At 73.6% G+C, this 24,234-nt stretch carries 15 protein-coding genes and 8 pseudogenes; 12 read left to right on the top strand and 11 right to left on the bottom strand.

What is annotated here, in order from left to right; translation table 11 throughout:
* Positions 1 to 54 precede the first annotated feature (54 nt).
* A pseudogene (ligA, locus tag TU30_RS21560) lies at positions 55 to 2,142 on the bottom strand (NAD-dependent DNA ligase LigA).
* A gap of 262 nt (positions 2,143 to 2,404) precedes the next feature.
* Between ligA and TU30_RS21555 the strand changes: the two are divergent.
* The 5 genes and pseudogenes from TU30_RS21555 to TU30_RS36105 form a co-directional block, all read left to right on the top strand.
* Positions 2,405 to 3,031, top strand: a pseudogene (locus tag TU30_RS21555) (SDR family NAD(P)-dependent oxidoreductase); the annotation flags it as partial.
* 100 nt (positions 3,032 to 3,131) lie between these two features.
* On the top strand, positions 3,132 to 4,319 hold the full coding sequence (locus TU30_RS21550; protein WP_234307935.1) for a sensor histidine kinase: 1,188 nt from the start codon (positions 3,132 to 3,134) through the stop codon (positions 4,317 to 4,319).
* On the top strand, positions 4,319 to 4,987 hold the full coding sequence (locus TU30_RS21545; RefSeq protein WP_042172434.1) for a response regulator transcription factor: 669 nt from the start codon (positions 4,319 to 4,321) through the stop codon (positions 4,985 to 4,987). Before TU30_RS21550 ends, TU30_RS21545 begins: the two co-directional genes overlap by 1 nt.
* An 85-nt stretch (positions 4,988 to 5,072) precedes the next feature.
* Positions 5,073 to 5,252, top strand: a pseudogene (locus tag TU30_RS37485) (ABC transporter ATP-binding protein); the annotation flags it as partial.
* A gap of 230 nt (positions 5,253 to 5,482) precedes the next feature.
* Complete coding sequence (locus tag TU30_RS36105) at positions 5,483 to 5,647, top strand: hypothetical protein (RefSeq protein WP_158719349.1); 165 nt, start codon at positions 5,483 to 5,485, stop codon at positions 5,645 to 5,647.
* A 141-nt stretch (positions 5,648 to 5,788) separates the two neighbouring features.
* Here the strand turns inward: TU30_RS36105 and TU30_RS21535 are convergent, their stop codons facing one another.
* The 6 genes and pseudogenes from TU30_RS21535 to TU30_RS21510 form a co-directional block, all read right to left on the bottom strand.
* A complete protein-coding gene (locus tag TU30_RS21535) occupies positions 5,789 to 7,093 on the bottom strand; it encodes a glycosyltransferase family 39 protein (RefSeq protein ID WP_234307934.1) in 1,305 nt (434 codons plus the stop codon).
* Positions 7,090 to 8,348 (bottom strand): annotated as a pseudogene (locus TU30_RS21530) (glycosyltransferase). The gene TU30_RS21535 and the pseudogene TU30_RS21530 overlap by 4 nt, the downstream one beginning before the upstream one ends.
* A 144-nt stretch (positions 8,349 to 8,492) precedes the next feature.
* Positions 8,493 to 9,002, bottom strand: a complete 510-nt coding sequence (locus TU30_RS34395; protein ID WP_078878417.1) for a hypothetical protein — start codon at positions 9,000 to 9,002, stop codon at positions 8,493 to 8,495.
* 11 nt (positions 9,003 to 9,013) lie between these two features.
* Positions 9,014 to 9,520 (bottom strand): annotated as a pseudogene (locus tag TU30_RS21520) (SigE family RNA polymerase sigma factor).
* Positions 9,521 to 9,723: 203 nt separating this feature from the next.
* Complete coding sequence (locus TU30_RS21515) at positions 9,724 to 10,080, bottom strand: hypothetical protein (protein ID WP_042172431.1); 357 nt, start codon at positions 10,078 to 10,080, stop codon at positions 9,724 to 9,726.
* 81 nt (positions 10,081 to 10,161) lie between these two features.
* Entirely contained in the window at positions 10,162 to 10,551 is a 390-nt protein-coding gene (locus TU30_RS21510; protein ID WP_042172429.1) for a DUF6479 family protein, read from the bottom strand.
* 96 nt (positions 10,552 to 10,647) lie between these two features.
* On the opposite strand from TU30_RS21510, the gene TU30_RS21505 reads away from it, so the two are divergent.
* From TU30_RS21505 to TU30_RS21495, 3 genes and pseudogenes are all read left to right on the top strand, one after another.
* Positions 10,648 to 11,031, top strand: coding sequence for a ferredoxin (locus TU30_RS21505; RefSeq protein ID WP_042172564.1), 384 nt, complete (start codon positions 10,648 to 10,650; stop codon positions 11,029 to 11,031).
* Between the two features lie 97 nt (positions 11,032 to 11,128).
* Positions 11,129 to 13,476: pseudogene (locus TU30_RS21500) on the top strand (tetratricopeptide repeat protein).
* Positions 13,477 to 13,608: 132 nt separating this feature from the next.
* On the top strand, positions 13,609 to 15,177 hold the full coding sequence (locus TU30_RS21495; RefSeq protein WP_199816880.1) for an NAD(P)/FAD-dependent oxidoreductase: 1,569 nt from the start codon (positions 13,609 to 13,611) through the stop codon (positions 15,175 to 15,177).
* Between the two features lie 32 nt (positions 15,178 to 15,209).
* Here the strand turns inward: TU30_RS21495 and TU30_RS21490 are convergent, their stop codons facing one another.
* Positions 15,210 to 17,054 carry a serine hydrolase domain-containing protein gene (locus tag TU30_RS21490; protein ID WP_042172425.1) on the bottom strand — a complete coding sequence of 615 codons (1,845 nt, stop codon included), beginning with the start codon at positions 17,052 to 17,054 and terminating at the stop codon, positions 15,210 to 15,212.
* Between the two features lie 491 nt (positions 17,055 to 17,545).
* On the opposite strand from TU30_RS21490, the pseudogene TU30_RS37480 reads away from it, so the two are divergent.
* Positions 17,546 to 17,782, top strand: a pseudogene (locus tag TU30_RS37480) (AMP-binding protein); the annotation flags it as partial.
* A 95-nt stretch (positions 17,783 to 17,877) separates the two neighbouring features.
* Here the strand turns inward: TU30_RS37480 and paaK are convergent.
* Together paaK and TU30_RS21475 are read right to left on the bottom strand one after the other, a co-directional pair.
* Entirely contained in the window at positions 17,878 to 19,176 is a 1,299-nt protein-coding gene (gene paaK / locus TU30_RS21480; protein WP_042172562.1) for a phenylacetate--CoA ligase PaaK, read from the bottom strand.
* A 200-nt stretch (positions 19,177 to 19,376) separates the two neighbouring features.
* A complete protein-coding gene (locus TU30_RS21475) occupies positions 19,377 to 21,236 on the bottom strand; it encodes a sulfatase (protein WP_078878416.1) in 1,860 nt (619 codons plus the stop codon).
* Between the two features lie 533 nt (positions 21,237 to 21,769).
* Between TU30_RS21475 and TU30_RS21470 the strand changes: the two genes are divergently transcribed.
* From TU30_RS21470 to TU30_RS21460, 3 genes are all read left to right on the top strand, one after another.
* A complete protein-coding gene (locus TU30_RS21470) occupies positions 21,770 to 22,012 on the top strand; it encodes a DUF397 domain-containing protein (protein ID WP_042172421.1) in 243 nt (80 codons plus the stop codon).
* A gap of 181 nt (positions 22,013 to 22,193) precedes the next feature.
* A complete protein-coding gene (locus TU30_RS21465) occupies positions 22,194 to 23,093 on the top strand; it encodes a universal stress protein (protein ID WP_042172418.1) in 900 nt (299 codons plus the stop codon).
* A gap of 103 nt (positions 23,094 to 23,196) precedes the next feature.
* Entirely contained in the window at positions 23,197 to 23,694 is a 498-nt protein-coding gene (locus TU30_RS21460; RefSeq protein WP_042172415.1) for a hypothetical protein, read from the top strand.
* Between the two features lie 67 nt (positions 23,695 to 23,761).
* Here the strand turns inward: TU30_RS21460 and TU30_RS34385 are convergent.
* Positions 23,762 to 23,990 (bottom strand): annotated as a pseudogene (locus tag TU30_RS34385) (N-acetylmuramoyl-L-alanine amidase); the annotation flags it as partial.
* Between the last annotated feature and the right edge of the window lie 244 nt (positions 23,991 to 24,234).

The raw sequence follows: 24,234 nt of genomic DNA, 5'->3' as shown, positions 1-24,234 counted from the left end.
GCAACGCGGGTCGGGCTCGCGTCCATTCCCGGACGCGGGTGCAGCCGCGGCCGGTCAGTCCAGGAGAGCCGCGACCAGGGTGGCGAACTCGTCCGGGGTGGCGAGGCGGACGCCGAGCTGTTCGGCCTTGGCGCGCTTGGAGCCGGCTCCTTCTCCGGCGACCACGAGAGTGGTCTTCCCGGAGACGCTGGAGGAGGAGCGGCCGCCGGCCCGTTCGACGAGTTCGGTCATCTCGTTGCGGGAGAGCTTCTCCAGGCTTCCGGTCATCGCGCCGGTGACCACCACCGTCATGTCGGCCAGCGGGCGGTCCGCCCCGGTCGCCCCTGCCGTGTCCTGGCCGCCGGGAGCGGCGTCGGCGGCCAGGGGCGGGGTGGCCCCGGGCTCGGTCATGTTGACACCCGCCGCGACGAGTGCGTCGATGAGCGGGGCGAGTTCGGCGAGTTCCGCGACGATCGAGGGTGCCTTCTCCGGCCCGATGCCGTCGACCCGCTGCATCGTTTCGGCGTCGGCGGTGCGGATGTTGTCCATGGTGGCGAAGTACCGGGCGATGCGCCGGGACATGGACCGGCCGGTGCCACGGACGCCGAGCGCGCAGAGCACCCGCGACAACGGCTGTTCCTTGGCCTTGGCGATCGCCGCGAGCAGGTTGTCGGTGCTGGTCTCGCCCATCCGGTCCAGGCCGAGCAACTGGCCGCGTCCGAGGGCGAACACATCGGCGAGATCGGAGACGAGGTCCGCGTCGTCCAGCTGGACGACGCGGGTGGCGCCCAGACCCTCGATGTCGAGCTGGTCGCGCCCCGCGGCGTAGGAGAGCGAGGCGACCAGATGGCAGTTGCGGCCCTGCGCGCACCGCCAGCGCTCCCCGCTGGTGTCGATGTCCGACCCGCAGCGCGGGCACTGCCCGGGAAGACGACGGGCTGTTCCTCGCCGGTGCGCAGGTGGGCGACCGGAGCCTCGATGCGGGGGATGACGTCACCGGCGCGGTGGACCATGACGTGGTCGCCGAGCCGCAGATCGCGGCGGGTGATGTCGGCGGGGTTGTGCAGGGTGGCGTAGGTGATCGTGGAGCCGTCGACGACCACGGGTTCGAGGACTCCGCGCGGGGCGATGATGCCGGTCCGTCCGACGTTCCACTCCACCTCGAGCAGCCGGGTGATCTTCTCCACGGCCGGCAGCTTGTACGCGATCGCCCACCGGGCGCGCGGGAGCCGGAACCGGCGTCACGCCGGTCGGCGGCCAGGTCTGCCCTGATCACGATCCCGTCTGTGCCGAACGGCAGCTCGGCCCGCACCCCGGCGATCTCCTTCACCCGGGCCAGGACCTCCTCCGGCGACTCGGCCACGGAGTCCGGGACCATGGTCGCGGCGCTGGTGTGCACGCCGAGCCCGGCGGTCAGGTTCATCAGTTCGCTGTGCGCGAGCTCCGTCAGCCGCTCGGCGAGGGGAGCGTCGGTGTCGGGCAGCGGCAGCAGTCCGTAGCCGAAGAACGTCATCGGCACCGTGTAGAGCCGGTCCTTCGCCCGCAGGGTGCCCGCGGCCGCGTTGCGCGGATTGGCGAACGGCTGACCGCCGTGGCCCGTGCGGACCTCGTTCGCGTACTCGAACTGGGCGGCCGTCATCAGGACTTCACCACGCACCTCCACGGTGACCGGCTCGGCCAGCCGCTCGGGCAGCCCCACCACGGTACCGATCGCGTGCGAGACGTCCTCCCCGGCCGTCCCGTCCCCCCGGGTGATCAGCCGGGTGAGGCGACCGCCGCTGTAGCGGGCGACGATCGCGAGCCCGTCCAGCTTCGGGCCCACACCGAAGCGGGTGACCTCACGGCCGATCCGCCGGTTCAGGGACGCGGTCCACGCCGTGAACTCCTCCGCCGAGAACACGTTGTCGAGGCTGAGCATCGGCACCGTGTGCGGTACGTCGCCCTCCACCGCGCCGCCGGCCACCTTGCCGCTGGGGGAGTCGGGCAGCACCTCGTCCGGGTGCTGTGCCTCCCAGGCGGCGATCCCGCGCACCAGCCGGCGTAGGTGTCGTCGTCCAACGGCGAGGTGCCGCCGTCGTAGTAGGCGGCCGCCGCGCTCACGGCGTTCTCGACCGCCTGCGCGTAGGCGACGGCATCCCCGATCACTGCTGCGGGAGTAGTCATGACCGGCATCATGCCGCCCACCACTGACAACGGGCCCGGACGCCGGCCCGCACCCCGTCGCCTCGAGGCCGTGACCGGGTCCGGACCGCTGAACCGGGAGTGGTGCACCACCTGCGGGAGGCGGAGGAGGACGGGCTCGTGCACCGGGAGGTCCACGCCGAGGTGCCGCGGCGGCCTCACGCGGCTGAGCGGTTCCGGTGACGCGGTCGCCGTTCCCGTCACCCGACGTGGGTGATCAGGCGCAGGGCGGCCGTGACGGTGTGTCGACGAGATCCGGCCGGCGGGCGGCACGGCGGTCGCCGTCGCGGGAGACCTGAGTGACGGCGCGGTGGTCGACGCGGTCGTGGCCGCCGCGGTCGACGCCTTCGGCGGGATCGACGTCCTGGTCAACAACGCGGGCGTCATGGACAGCATGTCCGCGCCGCTGGACGTCACCGACGCCGAGTGGGAGCGGGTCCTGCGGATCAATCTCACCGCGCCGTTCCTGCTGACACGGGCCGTTCTTCCCCACCTGTTCGCCGCCGGCGGCGGAGCCGTCGTCAACACCGCCTCCGAGGCGGCGCTGCGCGGCAGCGCGGCGGGCACCGCGTACACCGTCTCCAAGCACGGTGTCCTCGGCCTCACCCGCTCCCTCGCCGTGATGTACCGGGACCAGGGCGTCCGCGCCAACGCCATCGTGCCGGGCGGCACGATCACCGGCATCTCGACCGGTCTCGAGATCGACCGGGAGGCCCACGGGCCGGCCGTCGTCGGCCGGTACATGGTCAACATGGGCCGCGTCAGCGAAGCGGAGGAGCAGGCCGCCGTCATCGTCTTCCTCGCCTCCGACGCCGCGAGCAGCATCAACGGCGTCGTCCTGCCGGTGGACAACGGCTGGTCGGCGGTCTGACCGCGCCCGCTCCCGGGGCCGTCCGGACCGGCCCCGTCCGTCGGCGCGGCTACTCCCGCTGTCGTATGCGGCAGGACGGCGCGGCTCGTACGGTGTGGTCGTGACGACCTTCGACCGTCTGCCCACCCGTCTGCGGACGCCGCCCCCGGGGGCCGTGGACGTCCTGGTCGTGGCCGCCGTCGGGCTTTTGACCGCGTCGGACGCGGCGGTGAACGAACCCGGGTACCGGCAGGCGGACCGGTTCACCTGGTTGCTGCTGGTGGTCTCCCTGGTGGCGCTGCTGTGGCGCCGGCGCCGTCCGGTGCTCGTCGCCGTCGTGACCGGGGCGGCCTGCGCGGGCTGGGCCCTCCACGGGCACATCGGGGAACTGCTGAACCTGCCGGTGATCGTGGCGCTGTACACCGTCGCCGTGCTCGGTGACCGGCGGCGCACCCTGTGGACAGGGCTCGTCGCCGCCGCCGTCTCGGGTGCCGTCGCGCTGTCCGTCGGCAAGGACGTGGTGAACCCGCAGGGCCTGCCGGTGCTGGAGATGCTCTGGCCGCTGGTGCCGCTGCTGCTGGGTGAAGTGGTGCGCACCCGGCGGCAGTTGATCGAGGAGTACGCGGACCGGGCCGCCCGCGCGGAGGAGGAGCGGGAGGCCGAGCGGCGCGTACACGAGGAGCGGCTGCGGATCGCCCGCGACCTGCACGATGTCGTCGCGCACTCGGTGACGGCGATGACCGTCCAGGCGGGCGTCGCCCTGGACGCCTTCGGCGTACGGCCCGAGCTGGCCAGGGAAGCGATGCGGCAGGTGCGCGCATCGGGCAAGGACGCGGTACGGGAACTGCGGGCCACGGTCACGGTGCTGCGGAGCGAGGCGGGAGCGCCGGGCGGGACGGACGGTAGGGGCGAGGGGAGGGAACCCGTGCCGGGGCTCGAACGGCTTGCCGACCTGGTGGAACGGTTCGCGGGGGGGTGGTGTCGCGCTCGCGCTCCGACGGGAAGGGGGTACGGACGGGGTGCCGCCCGCGGTCGGCCTGGCCGCGTACCGGATCGTGCAGGAGGCGCTGACGAACGTCGTCCGGCACTCCGGCGCCCGGCACGCCACGGTGTCCGTCGTCCGCCACGACGACCGGCTGGTGGTGGAGGGCGTCGACGACGGGCCTCCGGCGCCGGCGGCTTCGGGCTGCTCGGGACGCGGGAGCGCGCGGCCGCGGCCGGGGGCAGCGTCGACCACGGGCCGCTGGACGGCGGCGGCTTCCGGGTACGGGCCGTCCTGCCCGCCGGTGATGCCGTGGGAGGCGGGTGATGAGCGTGCGCGTGGTCCTCGCGGACGACCAGACCGCCGTACGGGCGGGGTTTCGCGCCCTGCCGGACCTGACCGACGATCTGGTCGTGGTCGCGGAGGCGGCCGACGGGCTCCGGGCGGTGGAGGCGGTGCGGCCGACCCGGCCCGACGTCGTCCTGATGGACATCCGCATGCCCGGTGTCGACGGCATCGAGGCCACCCGCCGTATCGCGGCGGACGCCACGCTGGACGGCGTACGGGTGGTCGTGCTCACCACCTACCGAACCGACGCGTACGTCTTCGAGGCGCTGCGGCACGGCGCGGCCGGCTTCCTGCTCAAGGACATCGACCCGGACGACCTGCGGGCGGCGATCCGCACCGTCGCGGCCGGCCGGAGCCTCCTTGCCCCCGCCGTCACCCGCACGGTGGTGGAGGAGTTCGCCCGGCTCAACGGGCCCGGGGCCGCCGGTGCCGAGCGGCTCTCCGCACTCACGGACCGGGAGCGGGAGGTGATGGCGCTGGTCGCCGCCGGGCTGAGCAACGAGGAGATCGGCGGACGGCTGTTCATGAGCCCGCTCACCGCGAAGACGCATGTCAGCCGCGCGATGACCAAACTGGGGGCACGCGACCGGGCCCAGTTGGTGGTGCTGGCGTACGAGACGGGTCTGGTCAGGGCGGGGGAGCGGTGACCCGGGGAGCGGTGGTGCTGCTCCCGCCGGAGGAGGGACCGGCTCCGGGATGTCCCGGGCGTTCCGGGTCCCTGCCGTCGCAGACATGACCGAAGCACAGGAACTGACGAAACGATACGGAGAACGGACCGCCGCCGACCGGCTGACGTTCACGGTCCTGCCCGGCCGGGCCACCGGTTTCCTGGGCCCCAGCGACGCCGGAAAGTCCACCACGATGCGCCTCGTCCTCGGTCTCGACGCCGCCACCCCGCGCCGCACCACCGTGCTCGCGGCCAAGGCGACCCTGGTCGAGGGTCTCGCGTACGCCGTCGCCCCCGTCTCCTGTCCCCTCGCCTTCGCCGTCGGGGGAACGCCCTGTTCGACGACGGCGCCCACGCCAGGGGCGAGCCGTGGCCCGCCCTGTCCGGCGTCGCCGGCCGCTTCACCGCGGCCGCGCTGCCGGGCCCGGCGATCGGTGTACTCGTCCGTCATTCCGCGGGCGCCGTCACCGCTGCCGTGGGTCTGCTGCTCCTGCCGTCCCTGCTCGGCCCGTTCGTCGGCGACGCCCGGGCCTGGACCGCGGGCGTCTCGCCCACGGCCGCCCTGGAGAAGCTCACCCAGGGCTCCGACGCGACCGCCCGGACCGTCGGCAGTCCCGGCCCCTGGCCGTCCCGCTGCTGACCGCCGGGTGCACGGCGGCGCTGCTCCTGCTCGCGGCCGGGACGTTCCGCGGCCGGGACGCATGACCACCGGTGCCGGAGCGCCGACACCGTCCGGCCGACCGTGCCCCGGGCACGGTCCACCGAAGACGCGGTGCGGGTCCTACGGCACCCCGAGCTCGAACAGCACGTAGCCCGCGTACGACCCGGAGGCCAGTGCCGCCGTGCCGAGCACGGTGGCCAGCGAGGGCAGCCGGAGGCGGCGCATGGCCAGGGCGAGCGGGATCAGGAGGGGGAACAGGGGGAGGAGATGGCGCGAGACATTGCCGAAGTACTGCTGGGTGCCCATCACCATCAGGTACGACAGCACCGTGTACACGACGAGCACGGCGGGTGGGCGCAACCGGACCAGCAGCACGGTGAGGACCGGCACGAGCAGGACCATTCCGACACCGATGACGTCCTCGAAGGGCATCGCGAACAGGTAGTCGAAATGGCCCACGGGGACCGAGGTCAGGACGCCGATGCTGTGCCGGCCGTAGTCGAACGTGTGGCCCCACGCGCCGTCCTGGAGCTTGCTGTACCCGCCCCAGTCGCCCATGCGGTGGCCGACCCAGCCGAGGTAGCCGAGCGTTCCCAGCGGGGCGATCGCCACGGCGAGCAGCGGACGGCGGATGTCCTCCCGCCGCCGGCACACCGCGATCAGCCCGGCGACGGCGAGGGCCGCGACCAGGGTGACGGCGGTCGGCCGAGCGAGCCCGGCGAGGAACGTGAGCAGCCCGGCGACGAGCCAGCGGCGGGTGATGACGGCGTAGCAGGCCCACACGGCCAGAGCCGTGTACAGGGACTCGGAGTACACCGCCCACTCGGCGCCGGAACCCGGCCACACCGCCCACAGGCCGACGGCGGCCAGACCGGCCCGCCGCCCACCCACTCGGGCCGTGACCGCGTGGATCCCGAGCGCCGCGACGAACGAGCAGACGACCGAGACGGTCATCCCGGCGCCGTACGGGCCGAGCCCCGTGACCTCCGAGACCAGCCGCATCAGTGTCGGGTAGAGCGGGAAGAACGCCGCCGAGTTGCCCTTCAGGGTGATCATGCCGGTGGCGCCGGGGACGGGCTCCGGGGCCGGGTCGTAGCCGTGCAGGGCGATCTGCTGGTACCACCAGCCGTCCCAGCTGCCCAGCACGTCCCAGGTGTGGTCGCCGCCGCCGAAGCGGGGATGCTTCCCGCGGAAGTCGCCGGCCGAGTCGAGCAGGTACATGAAGGCGGCGAACCCCACGAGCTTGAGCACGCCGTACGTCGCGAGGACGGGCCCGTGGCGCGCGACGGCCCGCCGCTGCCGCTCCGGAGGGCTTTGGCCGGCGTCCACCGCAGGGGAGACATCGGGCCAGGGCGTCGGATCCGGCGCCCGGTCCGCGGAGTCCGACGGGTCTGCCGGACGGCCGGTCCGGACGGTGCTGCTCATGAGGCGGAGGGTCCTGTCGTACGGCGGGTGCTGCGGCCGGGGAACACCCAGGCCCGAAGGAGGAGGAAGCACAGCAGGGTCGCTGCGAGGTTGGCGAGGACCAGGACCGGCAGTTCCGTGCCGGGACCGGCCCCGGGGGCGGCGCGGTGCAGGACGGCGAGCGCCCCGCTGGTGAGCGCGAGGCCGACCGGGAAGGCGGCCAGCCCTTTGAGCTGGTGCCCGAGCACCCCGTGCCGGCCGCGCACCCCGAAGGTCAGCCGCCGGTTCGCGGCCGTGTTGGCGATCGCGCTGGCCAGCAGGGCGAGCGCGTTGGCGGCCTGGGCGCCGGTGAAGACCCGGAGCGCGGTGTAGAGCAGCAGGTGGCACAGGGTGCTTGCGGCACCGACCGCGGCGAAGCGCAGCAGCTGACCGGCCAGGCCGGGCGGCAACTCCGCGACCCGCTCGAGACCTCCGCCCCGGCGCAGTGCGGTCAACGGCAGCCGGCCGCCGGCCAGGGCACGCCCCAGCCGGGCCATGCCGCGCAGATCCGCCAGCGCCGTGGAGACGATGCGGACCCGGCTGTCGGGATCGTCCACCCAGTCGACCGGCACCTCGTGGATGCGCAGTCCGGCCCGCTCGGCGATCACCAGGAGTTCGGTGTCGAAGAACCATCCCCTGTCCTCCACCAGGGGCAGCAACTGTTCGGCGACGTCCCGGCGTACGGCTTTGAAACCGCACTGCGCGTCGGAGAACCCCACGGCGAGGGTGCCGCGCAGCAGGCCGTTGTAGCAGCGGGAGACGATCTCCCGCTTCGGTCCGCGCACGACCTGGGAGCCGCGCGCCAGCCGGGTGCCGATCGCGAGGTCCGAATGCCCGGAGATCAGCGGGGCCACGAGGGGCAGCAGGGCCGCGAGACCGGTGGAAAGGTCCACGTCCAGGTACGCGAGCACCGGGGCCCGGAGCCGGACCAGGCGGTGTGCAGCGCGCGCCCGCGTCCCTTCTCGGCCAGCCGGATCCAGCACGTACCGGGCAGTTCCCGGGCCAGCCGGGCGGCGATCCGAGGGGTGGCGTCGGTGCTGGCGTTGTCGGCGACGGTGATCCGGAAGGAGTACGGGAACGTCTCCACGAGATGCGCGTGCAGGCGCCGGACGCACCGCTCCAGGTCCTTCTCCTCGTTGTGCACGGGGACGACCAGGTCGAGTACGGGGTTCGGGTGCCCGCCGTCGCTGTCCTTGTCGTCGTTGTCGGCCGGTGCAGGCCGTCCGGCGGTTCTCATGGCTGGTTCACGGTCACTTTGCGGCGTAGGGCAGAATCCCCCATTCCGAGGTGAGCATGCCAATGCGCCCGTGGTGGTGGTCGGAGCGAAGGTCCCGGGGGCGAACGGGGCGCCCGGCCGGGGCAGGGCGGCGCGGTGCTGCGGCTACCCGCTTCCGGCCGACTCGGGGCCGGCCGGGAAGGAGGGCGAGGGCGGAGGCTTCGAGGTGGGCGGGGGTGACGCCGGCGCCGAGGTCGGCTCGCTCCCGCCCGCCGTGGTGGGCGGTGGGGCCGTGGTCGGTGAGCTGCTCCCCGGGGCACCGGTGTCGGCGCCGGTGGTGACGGGCGGGCTCACGGGCGGGTGGGAGGTGCTGGTGGCCGAGCTCGTCGCCGGTGGAGTGGGCGTCGGGACCGCCGGGGGCGACGTCGGACCGGTCGCGGGCGGCGGACGGTGATCGGCAGGCGGCCGGGAGTCGGAGCCGAGGCCGGGCAGCAGGGCGAGTACGGCGCTGAGCCCGGCCACCGCCAGGGCCGAGCCGCCCGCCCGCCACAGCGTCCGGGACCGGTGACGGGCCCGGACGCCCCGGTACAGCCGCTCCCGCTGTTCGGAATCGAAGGGGGCCTGCTGCCGGGGGCCGCGCAGCATGTGCGTCAGCTCCCGCTCGAAGTCGTCCATCGGTTCTCCCCTCATCCCACGGGCCTGACGGCGTCGGACAGGATCTGCCGCAGTCGCGCCACGCCCCGCGACGCGTGGGACCGGGCGGTGCCCACCGGGCAGCCGAGGGCCCGCGCCACCTGGGCCTCGGGCAGGTCCTCGCAGTAACGCAGCACCACCGCGGCCCGCTGCCGGGGCGGCAGCAGGGCCAACGCGGCCTCCAGCCGCGAACGTTCCGCCACGACCGACGACACATCACCCGGATCGGGCCGGTCGGGCAGCTGATCCACCGGACGCTCACCTCACCAGCGCCGCCGGGCGGAACGGGCCGCCAGCCGCACGAGCACCTGCCGGACGTACGCGTCCGGCGCCTGCTCGGCGACCCTCGGCCAGGCGAACCACAGCTTCACCAGGGCCTCCTGCACCAGGTCCTCGGCACGCTGCCGGTCGCCGCCGGTGAGCAGACGCGCGACATGGAGCAGCGCCCCCCAGCGGGCAGCCGCGAACTCGTCGAAGCCGTCTGCCCGAAACCGCTCCATCCTCACCGTCCCGTCCGTTCGAACCCCTACACCCGGACAAAGACGCTGGACCCCGCCCCACGATGCACCCGGGCGCCGTGATCCATCTCACGTGGGGCGAACGAAGGAGCGGGCCGTGAGCTCCACGCCCGCGTGACGCGGTCGATGAGCTCATGGCCCGCTCCGGAGCGCGCGCGAGGCGCAGGGCGGCGGTGCCGGACGGGTCAGCCTTCCATGCGGTCGCCCTTCGGCCTGCCCCGCTGGTCGGGGGTGCCGTGCGGTGGCGGGCCGAACGGCTGCGGCGAGGTGGCGGGCGAGACGGGGGAGCCCGTGCGGCCCGCGCCCTGCTCGGGACGCAGTGCCCCCGGGTCGCCCGACGTCGGCTCGGAACCCGTGCGCAACTGATCCAGACGGGCCGCCAGCAATTCGATCACCGGGAGGCGGTCGCCGTGCGCACGCTCGTAGTCCAGGACTTCCTCCACCTCGTCCGCGGACAGCGCGCGCACACGGCTCTCCAGGCCGCCGATCGGCAGATGGTCGTAATCGGGCAGCGGCAGGGTCTCGCGTGCGGGGTCTGCCATGGTGCTCACTTCCTTGTTCACGGTGACTACGGTGTGCCACTGCGACGTTCGCGGCAGGAAGACGGTGGGGTCCGCCGGTGGTCAGCGGTGCCCCGGCCCGCCACTGCCGAACGCGCCGCTGCCGCCCTCCTCCCGGCGAGGCCGTTCCTGCGAGGTCACGGGGCGGCTGCCGGAGCTGCCTCCGTGCAGGTCGTGCGGCGTCAGCCGGTCGTCGCTCCGGGGCATCTCGTCGGGCTCCCGGTGTTCCCGGACCTCATGGACCGGGCCCCCCTCAGGCATCCGGGGCTGCTCGTCGGGGCGTGGCCTGGGCGAGTCACCCTGCCCGACCCGCTTGCTGCCGAACGCGAACAGGCCGATCAGCAGGCCCACGACCAGCACGGCCGCCACAACGAGGCCGATGCCCATGATCCCGCGGCTCGCGGCGAGGTCGGCTGCTTCCATCCACGGGGTGTCCGTCGCAGTGTTCGTCATGGTCCGCGGGTACCCCCGGTCCCCCCGGTGAACCCGCCGGGCAGGCAGTCGGCACCAGTGGGTTTCACCGCCCGCGGTGATGGCTACCCGCGCTGGGTGACGACGACATCCGAGCAGGAGCTGTACCGGTATCTCGAGGACCGGTTCGGCTGCGCGCAGGCGTGCGCGGAATGCTCGCGGGCCTGCGCGGTGCGGGCGAGCCTGGTGGATCCCGGTGGCGGCACGCCCCAGGAATCCGTGCGGCGCAAGGGCGTCATCTGCGCGGAGGTGTGCGACGCCACCAGCCGCGTACTGTCCGAGGGCAGTCAGACGGACGAGGAGACCGTCCGGGTCCAGGTCGAATGGTGCCGGCAGGTGTGCCTCGAGGGCGCGCACGCCTTCGACGGGCACCCCGGCGCGGAACGCACGGCCGAGGCATGCCGAACCTGTGCGCAGGCCTGCACGGAGTTCCTCGACACCCTGGCTTCCTCGGCACACTGACGTCACGTACGCGCGCGGCACCGTACAAAATCGGGTGAGACATCGTCATACTGGACGGGCCGGGGGAGGGCGCGTTGGACACTCACGGGGGCGGACGATGAGGGACAGCAGGCTGATCCACGGCCGGTACCGGCTGGTCGATCCGATCGGGCGGGGTGGCATGGGGGAGGTGTGGCGGGCACGCGACGAGTCGCTCGGCAGAGAGGTCGCGGTGAAGTGCCTCAAGCCGGTGGGCGCACAGCACGACCACGCGTTCAGCCGGGTGCTGCGTGAGCGCTTCCGGCGGGAGGCCCGGGTGGCGGCGTCCCTGCAGCACCGCGGGATCACCGTCGTGCACGACTTCGGTGAGTACGACGGTGTCCTGTACCTGGTGATGGAACTGCTCCAGGGCCGTGATCTCAGTCGCCTCCTGGAGGAGAACAAGCAGCATCCGCTGCCGGTCGACGAAGTGGTGGAGATCGCCGAGCAGGTCGCCGCCGCCCTCGCCCACACCCATGACCAGGGCATCGTGCACCGGGACCTGAAGCCCGCCAACATCGTGCGGCTCGCCGACGGGACGGTGAAGATCTGCGACTTCGGCATCGCCCGCCTCGGCCACGACATCGGGTTCACCTCCCGGCTGACCGGCACCGGCGTCGCGATGGGGACCCCGCACTACATGTCACCGGAGCAGATCAGCGGCACCGGCGTCGACCGGCGCAGCGACCTGTACTCCTTCGGCTGCGTGCTCTACGAGATCGCCACCGGGGTACCGCTGTTCGACCTCGACGACGCGTGGGCGATCCTGGTCGGGCACCGTGACACCCCGCCCCGGCCACCGCGCCGAACTGCCCGAGCGCCTCGAGCGGATCATCCTCGACCTGCTGGCCAAGGAACCCGCCGGGCGCCCCGACAGCGCACGCGAACTGGCCCGTCGTGTCGGCGCGTTGCGGGCCGCGTCGGCCCTGCAGCCGGCGCCGGCGGCGGGCCGGGCCGTCGAGACGGCCCAGGCGGTCCCGACGGTGCCGACCGCGGCTCTGGCCGTGGCACCGGTCGCGGTGCCGGACTGGCCGGAGCCCGCCGGCCCGTCCGACGCGGATGACCGTTTCGCCCCGCCGCGCTGGGCCCACCGGCCCGGGCCGGTGGGCAGCACGCCCCGGCTGCCCTCCTGGACACGCGGCATGACCTCCGGCCGCAAGGCGGCCGTCGCCGGACCGCGCAGCACCCCGCCGGACCCGGCGGGCGGGCTCTCCGGCGAGTGGATCGCCCGCCCGGCGGCCGGCCACGGCGGCCCGCCCCCGCCGGACGAGCGGCCCGCCCCGTCGTCCGAGGCGGTGGCCACGCTGGCCGCACGGCACAAGGCCGGCCTGAGCCTCGGCCGCCTCGGCCGCTGGACGGAGGCGGGGGGAAGTGCACCGGGCGGTGGCAGCGGAGCGGGCCCGCCTCCTCGGCCCGGACCACCCCGACAGCCTCGCCAGCCGCTACGAGGCCGCCTTCGCCCTCAGCCGCACCGGCCGCGCCGCCGACGCGCTGCGCGAGTACAAGCACGTGGCCGAGACCCGTATCCGCACGCTCGGTTCCGAGCACCCCGACACGCTCGCCGTCCGCCAGGAGATGGCATACGTACTTGCCCGGCTGGGCCGTCCCTCCGACGCCCACCAGGTGTATCTGTCGGTGCTCTCGGCGCGCGAGCGCACCATGGGCGCCGAGCACCCCGACACCCTGCGCTGCCGGCACAACCTCGCCTTCAACCTCAACAGGCTGGGCCGCCCGGAGGACTCGTACAGCATGGCGTGCGAGGTGGCCGCCGCCCGCGCACGGGTGCTCGGCCCCGAGCACCCGGACACGTTGGTCACCCGCTACGAAGTCGCTTACACCCTGGGGCAGCTGGGGCGGTGGGCGGATGCCCTGGAGACCTACCGGGAGGTCGCCGACGCTCGCGCGCGGGCGCTCGGCCCGGACCACGCCGACACGCTCGCCGCCCGTTACGAGATCGGACTCGGCCGGCTCGGCCGCACCGCACAGGCCCTCGACCTCTACCGCGGCCTGGTCGACGACCGCACCCGGGTCCAGGGCCCCACCCACCCCGAGACCCTGCGCGCCCGGCACGGCCTGGGCGTCAACCTCGGCCGGCTCGGCCGCTGGGCCGAGGCCCTCGCGGAGTCCCGCACGGTGTGCGCGCTGCGCGAGAGCGCCCTCGGCGCCGACCATCCGGACACCCTGGTCAGCCGCCGCGAGGTCGCCGTCGGCCTGGGCTGGCTGGGCCGCTGGGCGGACGCGCTCACCGACTACCGCCGGGTGGCCGACGCCCGTGAGCGCCTCCTCGGAGCGGACCACCGCGACACCCTCGCCGCCCGCAACGACGAGGCCCGGTGCCTGGAGCGGCTCGGGGACGAGGAAGCGGCCGCCGGGCCGCACCGCGAGGCGGTCCCACCGCGGCAGCAGCGGGCGGTGGGCGGAGTGTGACGGACGGCGAAGGACGGGCGGAGGGCACGCAAGCGGAGGGCCTGCCGGTCCGCCGCGCCGGGCAGACGGTCTCCGCGCAGGGACGTCGCCCGCCACCTGGTCGGCACGGATCTTCACATGCTACGAAGAACCATGACCGCACACGAGGGAGCCGGAACCCGGACATACGACGCCGTCATCGTCGGCGGAGGCCACAACGGCCTTGTCGCCGCCGCCTATCTCGCGCGGGCCGGACGCTCCGTGCTGGTGCTGGAGCGTCTCGGCCACACCGGCGGGGCGGCGGTGTCCACCCGGCCCTTCGCCGGTGTCGACGCCCGGCTGTCCCGGTACTCGTACCTGGTCAGCCTGCTGCCCCGGAAGATCGTCCGGGAGCTGGGGCTCGACTTCCGGGTACGCTCCCGCACCGTCTCCTCGTACACCCCCGCCGAACGCGACGGCCGGCCCACCGGGCTGCTGGTCGGCGGCGGTGAGCGGCGCACCCGGGAGGCGTTCGCCCGGCTCACCGGATCCGACCGCGAGTACCGGGCCTGGCAGCGCTTCTACGGTATGACCGGCCGCGTCGCCGAGCGTGTCTTCCCCACGCTCACCGGACCGCTGCCCACCCGCGGGGAACTGCGCCGCGCCGTCGACGACGAGGAGGCCTGGCGAACCCTGTTCGAGGAACCGATCGGTGCCGCCGTCGAGAGGAACTTCACCGACGACCTCGTGCGGGGCGTGGTCCTCACCGACGCCCTCATCGGCACCTTCGCCGACGCCCACGACCCCGCGCTCGAGCAGAACCGCTGCTTTCTCTACCACGTCATCGGCGGCGGCACCGGCGACTGGGACGTGCCGGTCGGCGGCATGGGCGCGCTCACCGACGCGCTGGCCGCCGCCGCGCGCCACGCGGACGCCGTCATCGCCACCGGCCACGAGGTGACACGCATCGACACGGACGGCCGCACCGCCGAGGTCGCCCACCGCACTGCCGACGGCGAGGGCGTCGCAGCCGCCCGGCACGTCCTGGTGAACGCCTCCCCGCGAGAACTGGCCGTCCTGACCGGCGACACACCCCCGGCCCCTGCCGAGGGCGCCCAGCTGAAGGTGAACATGCTGCTCACGCGGCTGCCGAGGCTGCGGGACAGCTCCGTCGACCCGCGCGAGGCGTTCGCCGGGACCTTTCACGTCGCCGAGGGATACGGGCAACTGGCCGCCGCGCACGCCCGGGCCGCCGCCGGTGAGCTGCCCGCCGCTCCGCCCTCCGAGATCTACTGCCACTCACTCACCGACCCGACGATCCTCGGTCCGGAGCTCGCCGCCCAGGGCCACCAGACGCTCACCCTCTTCGGCCTGCACACCCCGGCCCGGCTGTTCGTCCACGACAACGACGCCGTGCGCGAGGAACTCCTCGCCGCGACTCTCGCCCAGCTCGACACCCATCTGGCCGAACCGCTCGCCGACTGCCTGGCGACCGACGCCGACGGGCGCCCGTGCCTGGAGGCCAAGACCCCGCTCGACCTGGACCGCGACCTCGGGCTGCCCGGCGGGAACATCTTCCACCGCGCCCTGGCCTGGCCCCACACCCAGGACGGCACCGGCCGCTGGGGGGTGGAGACCCGGCACGCCAACGTCCTGCTGTGCGGCGCGGGCGCGGTGCGCGGGGGAGGGGTGAGCGGGATACCGGGACACAACGCGGCGATGGCGGTGCTGGAGGCGAGCTGACGGGGCGACCGGACCGGGGACGCGCGGGGCGTTCAGTCGGCGGACCGGGTCCACCCCGCCGCGCGCACCCGTGCCGCGTCCGCCGGACGAGCCTCGTCGAACAGAACGCGGCCGCCCGCCCGGACACGCATTCCGTCCACGTAGGCTCCGCGCCCGACATACAGCCGGTCCGTCGCGTACCGCCAGCGCAGGGTGAGGCTCCGCGCGGTGGGCAGGGCGGCCGTGAGGCCGTGCCAGACCCGGCCCGACCAGCCCGTCGCGGTGCCCGCCGCATGCTGCTCGGGCGCCTTGCCCCGGCGCTCGGTGACGAACGGCACCGGCTGCCAGGCCGTACCGCCGTCCGTCGTGGCCTCCAGGGCGAGGAGGTCGGCGTGCGGCTCGGTGTCCCACCACAGCGCACAGTGCAGCCGTGCGTCGCCGGACGACGTGTCCAGCGCGGGCAGCGTGAGCGTCGCCGTCGTCGAGCCGGCCATCCCGGAGAACCAGGACGTCCGCCCGTCCCGCCCTCCCCGCCCCGGTGCCGGCCCGACCGGCACCGCGCGGGCCAGCTGGTTCGCGGCGGCCACCCGGGGAGCCGAGCCGGAGCGCCAACTGCGGACCGGATGAACCGAGTTGCCCAGAACGACGAGGAACGAGTCGGTCGTCGGGTCGAGCACCAGCGAGGTACCGGTGAACCCGGTGTGGCCCGCCGTGCGCGGAGTGGCCATCGCGCCCATGTACCAGTGCTGGTGGAGCTCGAAGCCCAGACCGTGCTCGTCCCCGGGAAAGCCGGTGTTGAAGTCGGTGAACATCAGCTCCACCGACTCCGGTCCCAGGATGCGTGCCCGGCCGTAGCCGCCGCCGTTGAGCAGGGCCCGCCCGAGGACCGCCAGGTCCCAGGCGCAGGAGAACACGCCCGCGTGGCCGGCGACCCCGTCCAGGCTGTAGGCGTTCTCGTCGTGCACCTCGCCCCACACCAGCCCCCGGTCGAGGCCGGACCAGGGCGGGCGGGCGTCCTCGGTGGCGGCGATCCCCGGCTTCCACGAGGCGGGCGGGTTGTAGCGGGTGCGGTCCATGCCCAGCGGGCCGGTGATCTCGTCCCGCAGGAGGACGTCCAGGGTGCGGCCGGTGACCTTCTCGAGCACCAGCTGGAGCGAGATCAGGTTCAGGTCCGAGTACAGGTACGCCGCTCCGGGCGGGACGGCGGGTGCCTCGTCGAGGACGAGCCGGACACGCTCCGCGTGGGTCGGCGCCCGGTAGAGCGGGATCCAGGCACGGAAACCCGAGGTGTGCGTGAGCAGATGACGGAGCGTCACGCCCTCCTTGCCGGCCCGGCCGAACTCCGGCAGGTACGAGGCGACGGTCGCCTCCAGTTCCAGCGCGCCCCGCTCGATCTGCTGCACCGCGAGGACGGAGGTGAACAGCTTCGACACCGAGGCCAGGTCGAAGACGGTGTCCTCGGTCATGGGGATCTGCCGGTCCGCCGGGAACTCGACGCCGGTGCCGGTCTTCTCGTCGTACGCCCGGTAGCGCACCGCCATGCCGATGGGCCGGTGCAGGGCCACGGTGCCGCCGCGTCCGGCGAGCAGCACCGCACCCGCGTACCAGGGGTGTTCGGGCGGCGGGCGGAGGAACGCCTCTGCGTCGGTGACGAGTTGGTCCAGATGGCCGGCGAGCAGTCCGGCTCGCCGGGCCGACCCGTGCCGCAGAGTCGGGTGCCCGCCACCACCCGCCGCCCCGGCCGCCGATGTCGCCGAAGGCGGTGAAGCGGTCGCGGCCGGACCGGCCGGGAGGGAGGCGAAGGCCAGGGCGCCGCCCAAGGCCAGTGCACGACCGCCGAGCCGACGGCGTGTGATACCGGTCTCAGCTGTGTCCGCACTCGACCCGTCGTCCACCATGGGGGTTCCTCCCGTGTCGTGGCCGCGGCCGGCGGCCTGAAAGATTCTTTCGGGATCGCCTTGCGGGGTGAAACTTTCCTGTCAGGTGCGGGATGTGTCAATGGGGCGTGCGGGGCCGCGCCGTCGAACCGGCCCGGCCGGGAAGCGGGACCCGCCCGGTGCGACGGCCGCTCACCACCGGACGGGCCCGTGCGCGTCGACGCTCGCGCACGCGGACCGCCTTCAGCTCCGGCGAGGACCGGATGTCCTTCTCGCGGAAGCGCGACGTCACCCACGGCTCACCCGGGAACAGCCGGGGCCGGTCACTGGAGTACGGCGAGTTCGGACGTCAACGCATCGTGCCTCCCGGCATCACCGGGGTGAGGGGCGGCCGGGGGTGACAGCGGGTGTCCTCACCGATCGGGGGGCGTGAGCCGGACCGTTCGCGCGGCCTGCCGCCGGCCGGCCCGGTGTCTTGACCTCCCCGGCCGGTGAACCGAGGATCGACTTCCATGGCGCCCGGACGCGCCGGCACGGTCGACGGACTCCTGCGACGCAGCGCCCGCCGCACTCCGGCGCGGGTCGCCGTCGAGTACGGCGACCGCACCTGGACGTACGAGGCGCTGGACACCGCCGTCTCCCGCGCGGCGAGCGTCCTGCTCGGCGCGCGCCCCTCCCTCGGCGACCGGGCCGGTGCCTACGGACACAACTCCGACGCCTATCTGAAGTGTGCTCTTCGTGGACCGGTTGCCGCGCAACGCCGGCGGGAAGATCCTCAAGCGGGAGCTGCGCGACCGTTTCACCGGGTGAGCGCGGCACCCGGCCGGGTGCGAGGCGGCGCGGCTCAGCGCGGACGCAGGTCCACGATCCGCCGGATCTTGCCCACCGACCGCTCCAGCGTCTCCGGATCGACGATCTCCACCCCGACCGACACCCCGATGCCGTCCTTCACGGCCGCCTCGACGGACCGGGCCGCCGCCGCGCGGGTGGCGGTGTCCGCGTCCGGCCGTGCCTCGGCGCGGACCGTGAGGGCGTCCATCCGGCCCTCCCGGGTGAGCCGGAGCTGGAAGTGCGGCGCCACACCCGGTGTGCGCAGCACGATCTCCTCGATCTGGGTGGGGAAGAGGTTCACTCCGCGCAGGATCACCATGTCGTCGCTGCGGCCGGTGACCTTCTCCATCCGCCGGAACGCCGCCCGCGCGGTCCCCGGCAGCAGCCGGGTCAGGTCGCGTGTCCGGTACCGCACGATCGGCATCGCCTCCTTGGTGAGCGAGGTGAAGACCAGTTCGCCCCGCTCGCCCTCCGGCAGTACCCCGCCGGTGACGGGGTCGACGACCTCCGGGAGGAAGTGGTCCTCCCAGAGGTGCAGTCCGTCCTTGGTCTCCACGCACTCCTGTGCGACACCCGGTCCGACGACCTCCGACAGCCCGTACATGTCGACGGCGTCGATGGCGAACCGCTCCTCGATCTCCTGCCGCATCCGCTCCGTCCAGGGCTCGGCGCCGAAGATCCCCACACGCAGGGACGTGCCGCGCGGATCGACGCGCTGCCGCTCGAACTCGTCGAGCAGGGTGAGCATGTAGGACGGCGTCACCATGATCACCGCGGGCTTCAGGTCCTGGATCAGCTGCACCTGCCGGGCCGTCATGCCGCCGGATGCGGGAATCACCGTGCAGCCGAGCCGCTCCGCGCCGTAGTGGGCGCCCAGTCCGCCGGTGAACAGCCCGTAGCCGTAGGCCACATGCACCGTGTCCCCGGGCCGGCCGCCCGCCGCGCGGATCGAACGGGCCACGACGTCCGCCCACATGGACAGGTCGCCCTCGGTGTAGCCGACGACCGTGGGTCGTCCGGTGGTCCCGCTGGAGGCGTGCAGACGGCGGATCCGTTCGCGTGGTACGGCGAACATCCCGTACGGGTAGTGATCCCGCAGGTCCGCCTTGGTGGTGAACGGGAACCGGGACAGGTCGGCGAGGGAGCGGCAGTCGTCCGGGTGGACGCCCGCCCCGTCGAACGACGCCCGGTAGAAAGGCACATGGTCGTAGGCCTGCCGCAAGGAAGCCCGCAGCCGCTCCAGCTGGAGCGCCCGCAGTTCCTCCACGCCGAGCCGTTCCGCCGGGTCGAGCAGGTCCCCCGCCTGAGCCATCAGGAACTTCCCCTCGCTCATCGCGTCCGTCGCGTCCGTCGGGTCAATACGGGCGACCGATCATTCGGTCGCTCCCGCAGGCATCAGTAATCCAGTCCGACCCCGCCCGGGGCAAGGCCCGCCGCATACTTCTTCCGCGCGCCGGGGACGTCGTGAACGGGGGAGAAGAGGGGAGCGGGGCGGGGCCGGGAGGCCTCCGCTCAGCCGGTGGGGACGGACGAGCCACCGCTCCCGCCGCGGCTTCCACCACTGCCCTTGCCCCCCTGCGGCCCGTACGCGGTCATGAAGCGGTCGCGGAACTCGTCCATCCCCCAGGTCGGGGCGTCGGGCGCGGGCTTGAGGCCGTCGGTCCAGTTCCAGTCGGCCACCCGGTCCAGGACCTTCGCGTCGCGGGCGACGATCGTGACCGGCACGTCCTTGCCGGTGCTGCCGGCGGTGACGGTCGGTACCGGCTGGTGGTCGCCGAGAAAGACCAGGACCGTGTCCTCGTCGCCGTACCGCTCCATCCACTCGGTCAGGCTGCGCAGCGAGTACTCGATGGACTTGCGGTACTCGGTGCGCACCTTCTCCGGGGCCTGCCAGACCTCCGCGGGGTCGGTGCCCTCCTCCTTGATCTCGTGGAACACGGAGCCGTCGCCGAGCTCGTCCCAGTCGATCATGCGGGCGTTGGGGGACCACGGGTTGTGGCTGGAGGCGAGGATGATCTCCGCCATGATCGGCCCACGGTCCTTCCTGCCGTGCTCCAGGCGCTCGAAGGCCTCCATGCTGAACTGGTCGGGCACCGGCGTCCAGCTGAAGTACGGGCCCTGGTAACCGAGGTGCTCGGAGTCGTAGATGTGGTCCAGGCCGAAGTACTTGCCCTCCGGCCAGGCCCGCCGCACCCCGGGCACGATGCCGACGGTGCGCCAGTCGCCGGCCTTGCGGAAGTAGCTGGTGAGGGTCATGCGGTCGCTGGTGGTGAGGCTGCGGTAGCGCTGCTGGTTCTTGATCCACAGACCGGACAGGAAGGTGGAGTGGGCGAGCCAGCTGCCCGCGCCCGTCACCGGCGACCTGAGCCAGCCGCTGCGCGACTCGAAACCGGCGGCCTTCAGGGAACCGGTGCCCTCCTTCAGCACCGCGCCGATCGGCTCCGCCATCGCCGGATCGTCGATCGCCACCCGGCCGTAGCTCTCGACGAAGGTGAACAGGACGTCCTTGCCGCGCAGCCCGGTGAACAACTGGTCCGGCGGAGTGTCGGCGAAGGCGTCGACGGCGGCCTGCTGCTCGAAGACCCGCGCGTCCCCGAGCCCCGCGCGCACCTGCTCCAGGCGGTTGCCCAGCATCTCCGCGTTGCCCTTGGTGGCGAGCGGGACACCGGTGATCTGCACGCCCAGGGTGACACAGGTGATCCATGCGACGCCCAGGACCAGGGTGGTGCGGGCGGCGGACGCACGGTGGCGGACCATCAGGTTCGTGATCCGCACCGCCGCCAGCGTCATCAGCACCAGCAGGGCGACGAACAGGACGACCACTCCGATCACGGCGAGGATCTGCCCGCCCCGGCCGAACGACTCCCGGACGAACTCGGCCGCGTCGTCGAGCAGGATCCAGTCGAGCACCAGGTCGAACGGCCGGGCCAGCACCTGGTAGAACCCCATGTCCACCATCTTCAGGACGGTGAGCAGACCGAGGAGGACGCCCGAGACCACCGCCGTGATCCGCCGGGGCCTCGGCGGCAGCGCGAGCAGCAGCGTCGCCAGCAGGACGCCCTCGGCCGGGATGCGGAAGAACGACTCGAGGGACAGCCGCTCCACGCGGTTCGGTACGAGGAGCGCGAACAGCAGCAGCCCTCCGGCCAGGACGGTCGTCCCGACGGTGACGGCACGGGCCGCGCGGGGGTGGCCGGGGCGCCAGCGGTCCCGCCGTGTGGCTGCCTGGCCGTCCGGGGCCTGCTCGGAGGGCCCGGGAGTGCCGGCGGGGGCGGCGGCGGGGTGGCCGGTGGTTCCGGCCGGACCGTCGGCCGGGTCCGCTCCGCTCCCGGTGTGGTCCGACAGCTGACGGGAGCGTGTGAAGAGCTGCACCCGGGGTCCTTCCGCGCGGTACTACGAGGGCATGGCACACCGGGCCCGTGAACGGGCCTGCCCCCACCAGTACGTTCACACGCCATTCCGCGTTCAACCGCGCGGTCCGGAGCCCGTGGTCCCGACCGCGCGGGGCGGACTCCGCCGCCCGGAGTCCGCCGTCGGAGGACCGACGGTCCCGACAGCGGGCCGGGGACCTCCTCCGGTGACGGTCGCGCCGCGCCCGTCCGGCCCTGGACCACGGCCACGTCCGAAGGGAAGGCGAGGGCCTGCTCGACCGTCACCGGACGCGGCTCCCCGCCCACCGGACGCGGCTCCCCGCCCACCGGGCGGGGCCGCCGGACCCCGCGGGGGTCTTCCCGGCAATGTGTCCGGCGGTGTCCCCTCTCCCCCATGCGGCTGGTGGGCGGCCGGCCCCGTCTCCCGAACCGCCCGCGCCACCCCGGGGAAAGCGACTCCTCGCATGACCTGTCGGCGGCCGGAACCGATGGCTAGGCTGGCCGCGGACGACGGAAATCGGGAGGAGCACGGACGTGGCCGAAAGCACCACCCAGCAGCGACCGCTCACCGGCTGGGACAAGCCCGACCTGGATCTGAGCAACGCACAGTGGCAGTCCAGCAGCCGGGGTCTGGGGGATGTCCAGATCGCCTTCGTGGAGGGCTTCATCGCCATGCGGAACAGTGGCCGCCCACAGAGCCCTTCCCTGATCTTCACCCCGGCCGAATGGGGCGCCTTCGTGTCGGGAGCCCGGGAGGGGGAGTTCGACCTGACGTGAGCCGGAGGCGTACGGCTTCGCGGCGCGGGCCCGGACCCGCCGGCCGGTGAGCGGAAGGGCAGCCGGACAGGTGTCGTCGCCGATCTTCTGGACACATGACCGGGGATACCCTTCCGGGACCGGGCCCCGAGCCAGGCCGGCCCGGGAACGTGAGGGCCGTGGTCCGGAAGTGAGGAACCCCATGAGCACCCAGCCGGTCGTCGCGGCGGTCGACGGTTCGGACGACAGTCTGCGCGCCCTGGAGTGGGCCCTCGACGCCGCACACCGGCGCGAGGCTCCGCTGCGGGTGGCGCACGTACGTCAGTACGCCCTCCGGGGCCGGCCCGAGGAGGGGCCCGCCGGACCACCCGCCCCCGAGGACGATCCGGTCATCGCTCTGGTCCGAGGCCTGCTGGAGGGACGGACCGGCCTGCCGGCCGTCGACTTCGTGGCCCTGGACGGTGCTCCCGGTGCCGTCCTGCCCGAACAGGGGGCCACCGCGCAGCTGCTGGTGCTCGGCTCCCGGGGCCGCGGCGGCTTCGCCGGCCTGCTGCTCGGTTCCCACTCCCTTGCCGCGGCCCGGGACGCCGAATGCCCCGTCGTCGTGGTGCCCCGGCCCGGACGGGACACCGGCGCGTCCGCCGAGCCCGCCGGAGCCGGGGTCGTCGTCGGCGTGAACGTCGACAGCCCCGACGAGGCCACCCTGGCCTTCGCCTTCCGTGAGGCTGCCCTGCGTGGCGCCGTGCTCCGGGTCGTCGCCGCTTATCCGTGGCCCCTGCAGACCTGGATGCTGCCGGGGGAGATGCCCGCCCCGCAGATCGACCAGGGCGCCGTCGAGCACGAGACCCGCGTCCTGGCCGATGGCTTCCTCGCCCCGCACCGCGAACGGCACCCCGAGGTCACCGCCGAGGTCCGGGTGCTGCCCGGGGACGCCGCCGGGCACCTGGTCGAGGCGTCCCAGGGCGCCGGTCTGGTCGTCCTGGGACGCCACCGGCGGCGCCTGCTGGCACCGGCCCGCATGATGGGCTCCGTCACTCAGGCCGTCCTGCTCCACGCGGCGAGCCCCGTCGCGGTGGTTCCGCCGGCGCCCCCGGAGGAGTAGTCCGGAGGGAGCCGGGCACCACGGCGGCCACTGGCCCGACCGGGCGGACGTGGCGGGGTCGCCCGGCCGTCCGTCCGCGGTTCCGGGCACGTACCATGGCGGCATGTCGTTCCTCCGCCGCCGCAGCGCCACTCCCGCCGGACCCGACTTCGACGTACTGGCCATGGACCCCGGCGACTGGCCCGGGAACCTGGGCGCCGGGCTGCTGCCCGCCCCTGACGGCACCTGCCAGGGCGTCTTCCTGCGCTACGACCTGTTCGGCGGCCGCGGCCCCGCGATGATCATCGGCAATCTGCCGGAGGGCTCCCCCGCCCGCGAGGTTTCCGAGGGCGAGGTCCCCTTCGAGGTCGCGCAGCTGCTGCTGGCGCTGGAGAACGAAGAGGAGGTCACCGTCGTCGGCACCGAGGACGTGCCCGTCATGCAGGGCGACAACCTGCTCATCGTGCGCCGGGTGAAGCTCTCCGAGAGCCGGATCTCCTGTGTGCAGTTCGACCGCAGCGACAACGTGCTGGTCACCATCGCCGCCTGGGACCGCCCCATCACCGACGACCTGTACACCCTCCTCAAGCCGCTGCCCGCCGAACTGTTCCAGCAGGGCTGACCGGCCCCGTCCGCCGGCGGGAAAGCCGGGAACGAGGGACGGAACCGGATGCCGGGGACGGCCGCCGCTACCCCTGCTTCACCGTCACGTCCGCCGCCCGCACGAAGGCGACCCGGTGACCGAACTGGATCCGGTGGTACAGCTCCTTGCCCCTGACCACCTGGTGCGAGGACCGGTCGAAGGCCACCGCGTACAGGTACTCACCGGGCACCTCGCCCCCGGTTGACGTACTGCTGGCCCTTCGGCAGCGTGTAGGGCAGCGGGGACACCTCCTGGGCGGGCACCCCCTCCGGGTAGGGGCCGGGTCGGGTGGGGGATCCTCGCAACGCGGTCTCCTGGGGGCGATCGGGCGGGACGGGTCGTACGAGCCACAGGGCCGGACGGGTGACTCGTGCAGGGCCTGCGGGTGCGACTGTGCTACCGGCCGGCCGATGATCCGTCAATCATGCCCAGAAGAAGCGCAAATCCCCTCTCGTCCGGAATCCACGGGACTTTCGTGGCGGCGGTCCGGAGACCTGCGGGAAACGCACGGGGACGTGC

The organism is Streptomyces sp. NBRC 110035 (genome assembly GCF_000829695.1).
Classification (GTDB): Bacteria; Actinomycetota; Actinomycetes; order Streptomycetales; family Streptomycetaceae; genus Streptomyces.
The sequence above is the reverse complement of the archived record's forward strand: the minus strand, read 5'-3'. Positions and strand labels throughout refer to the sequence as shown.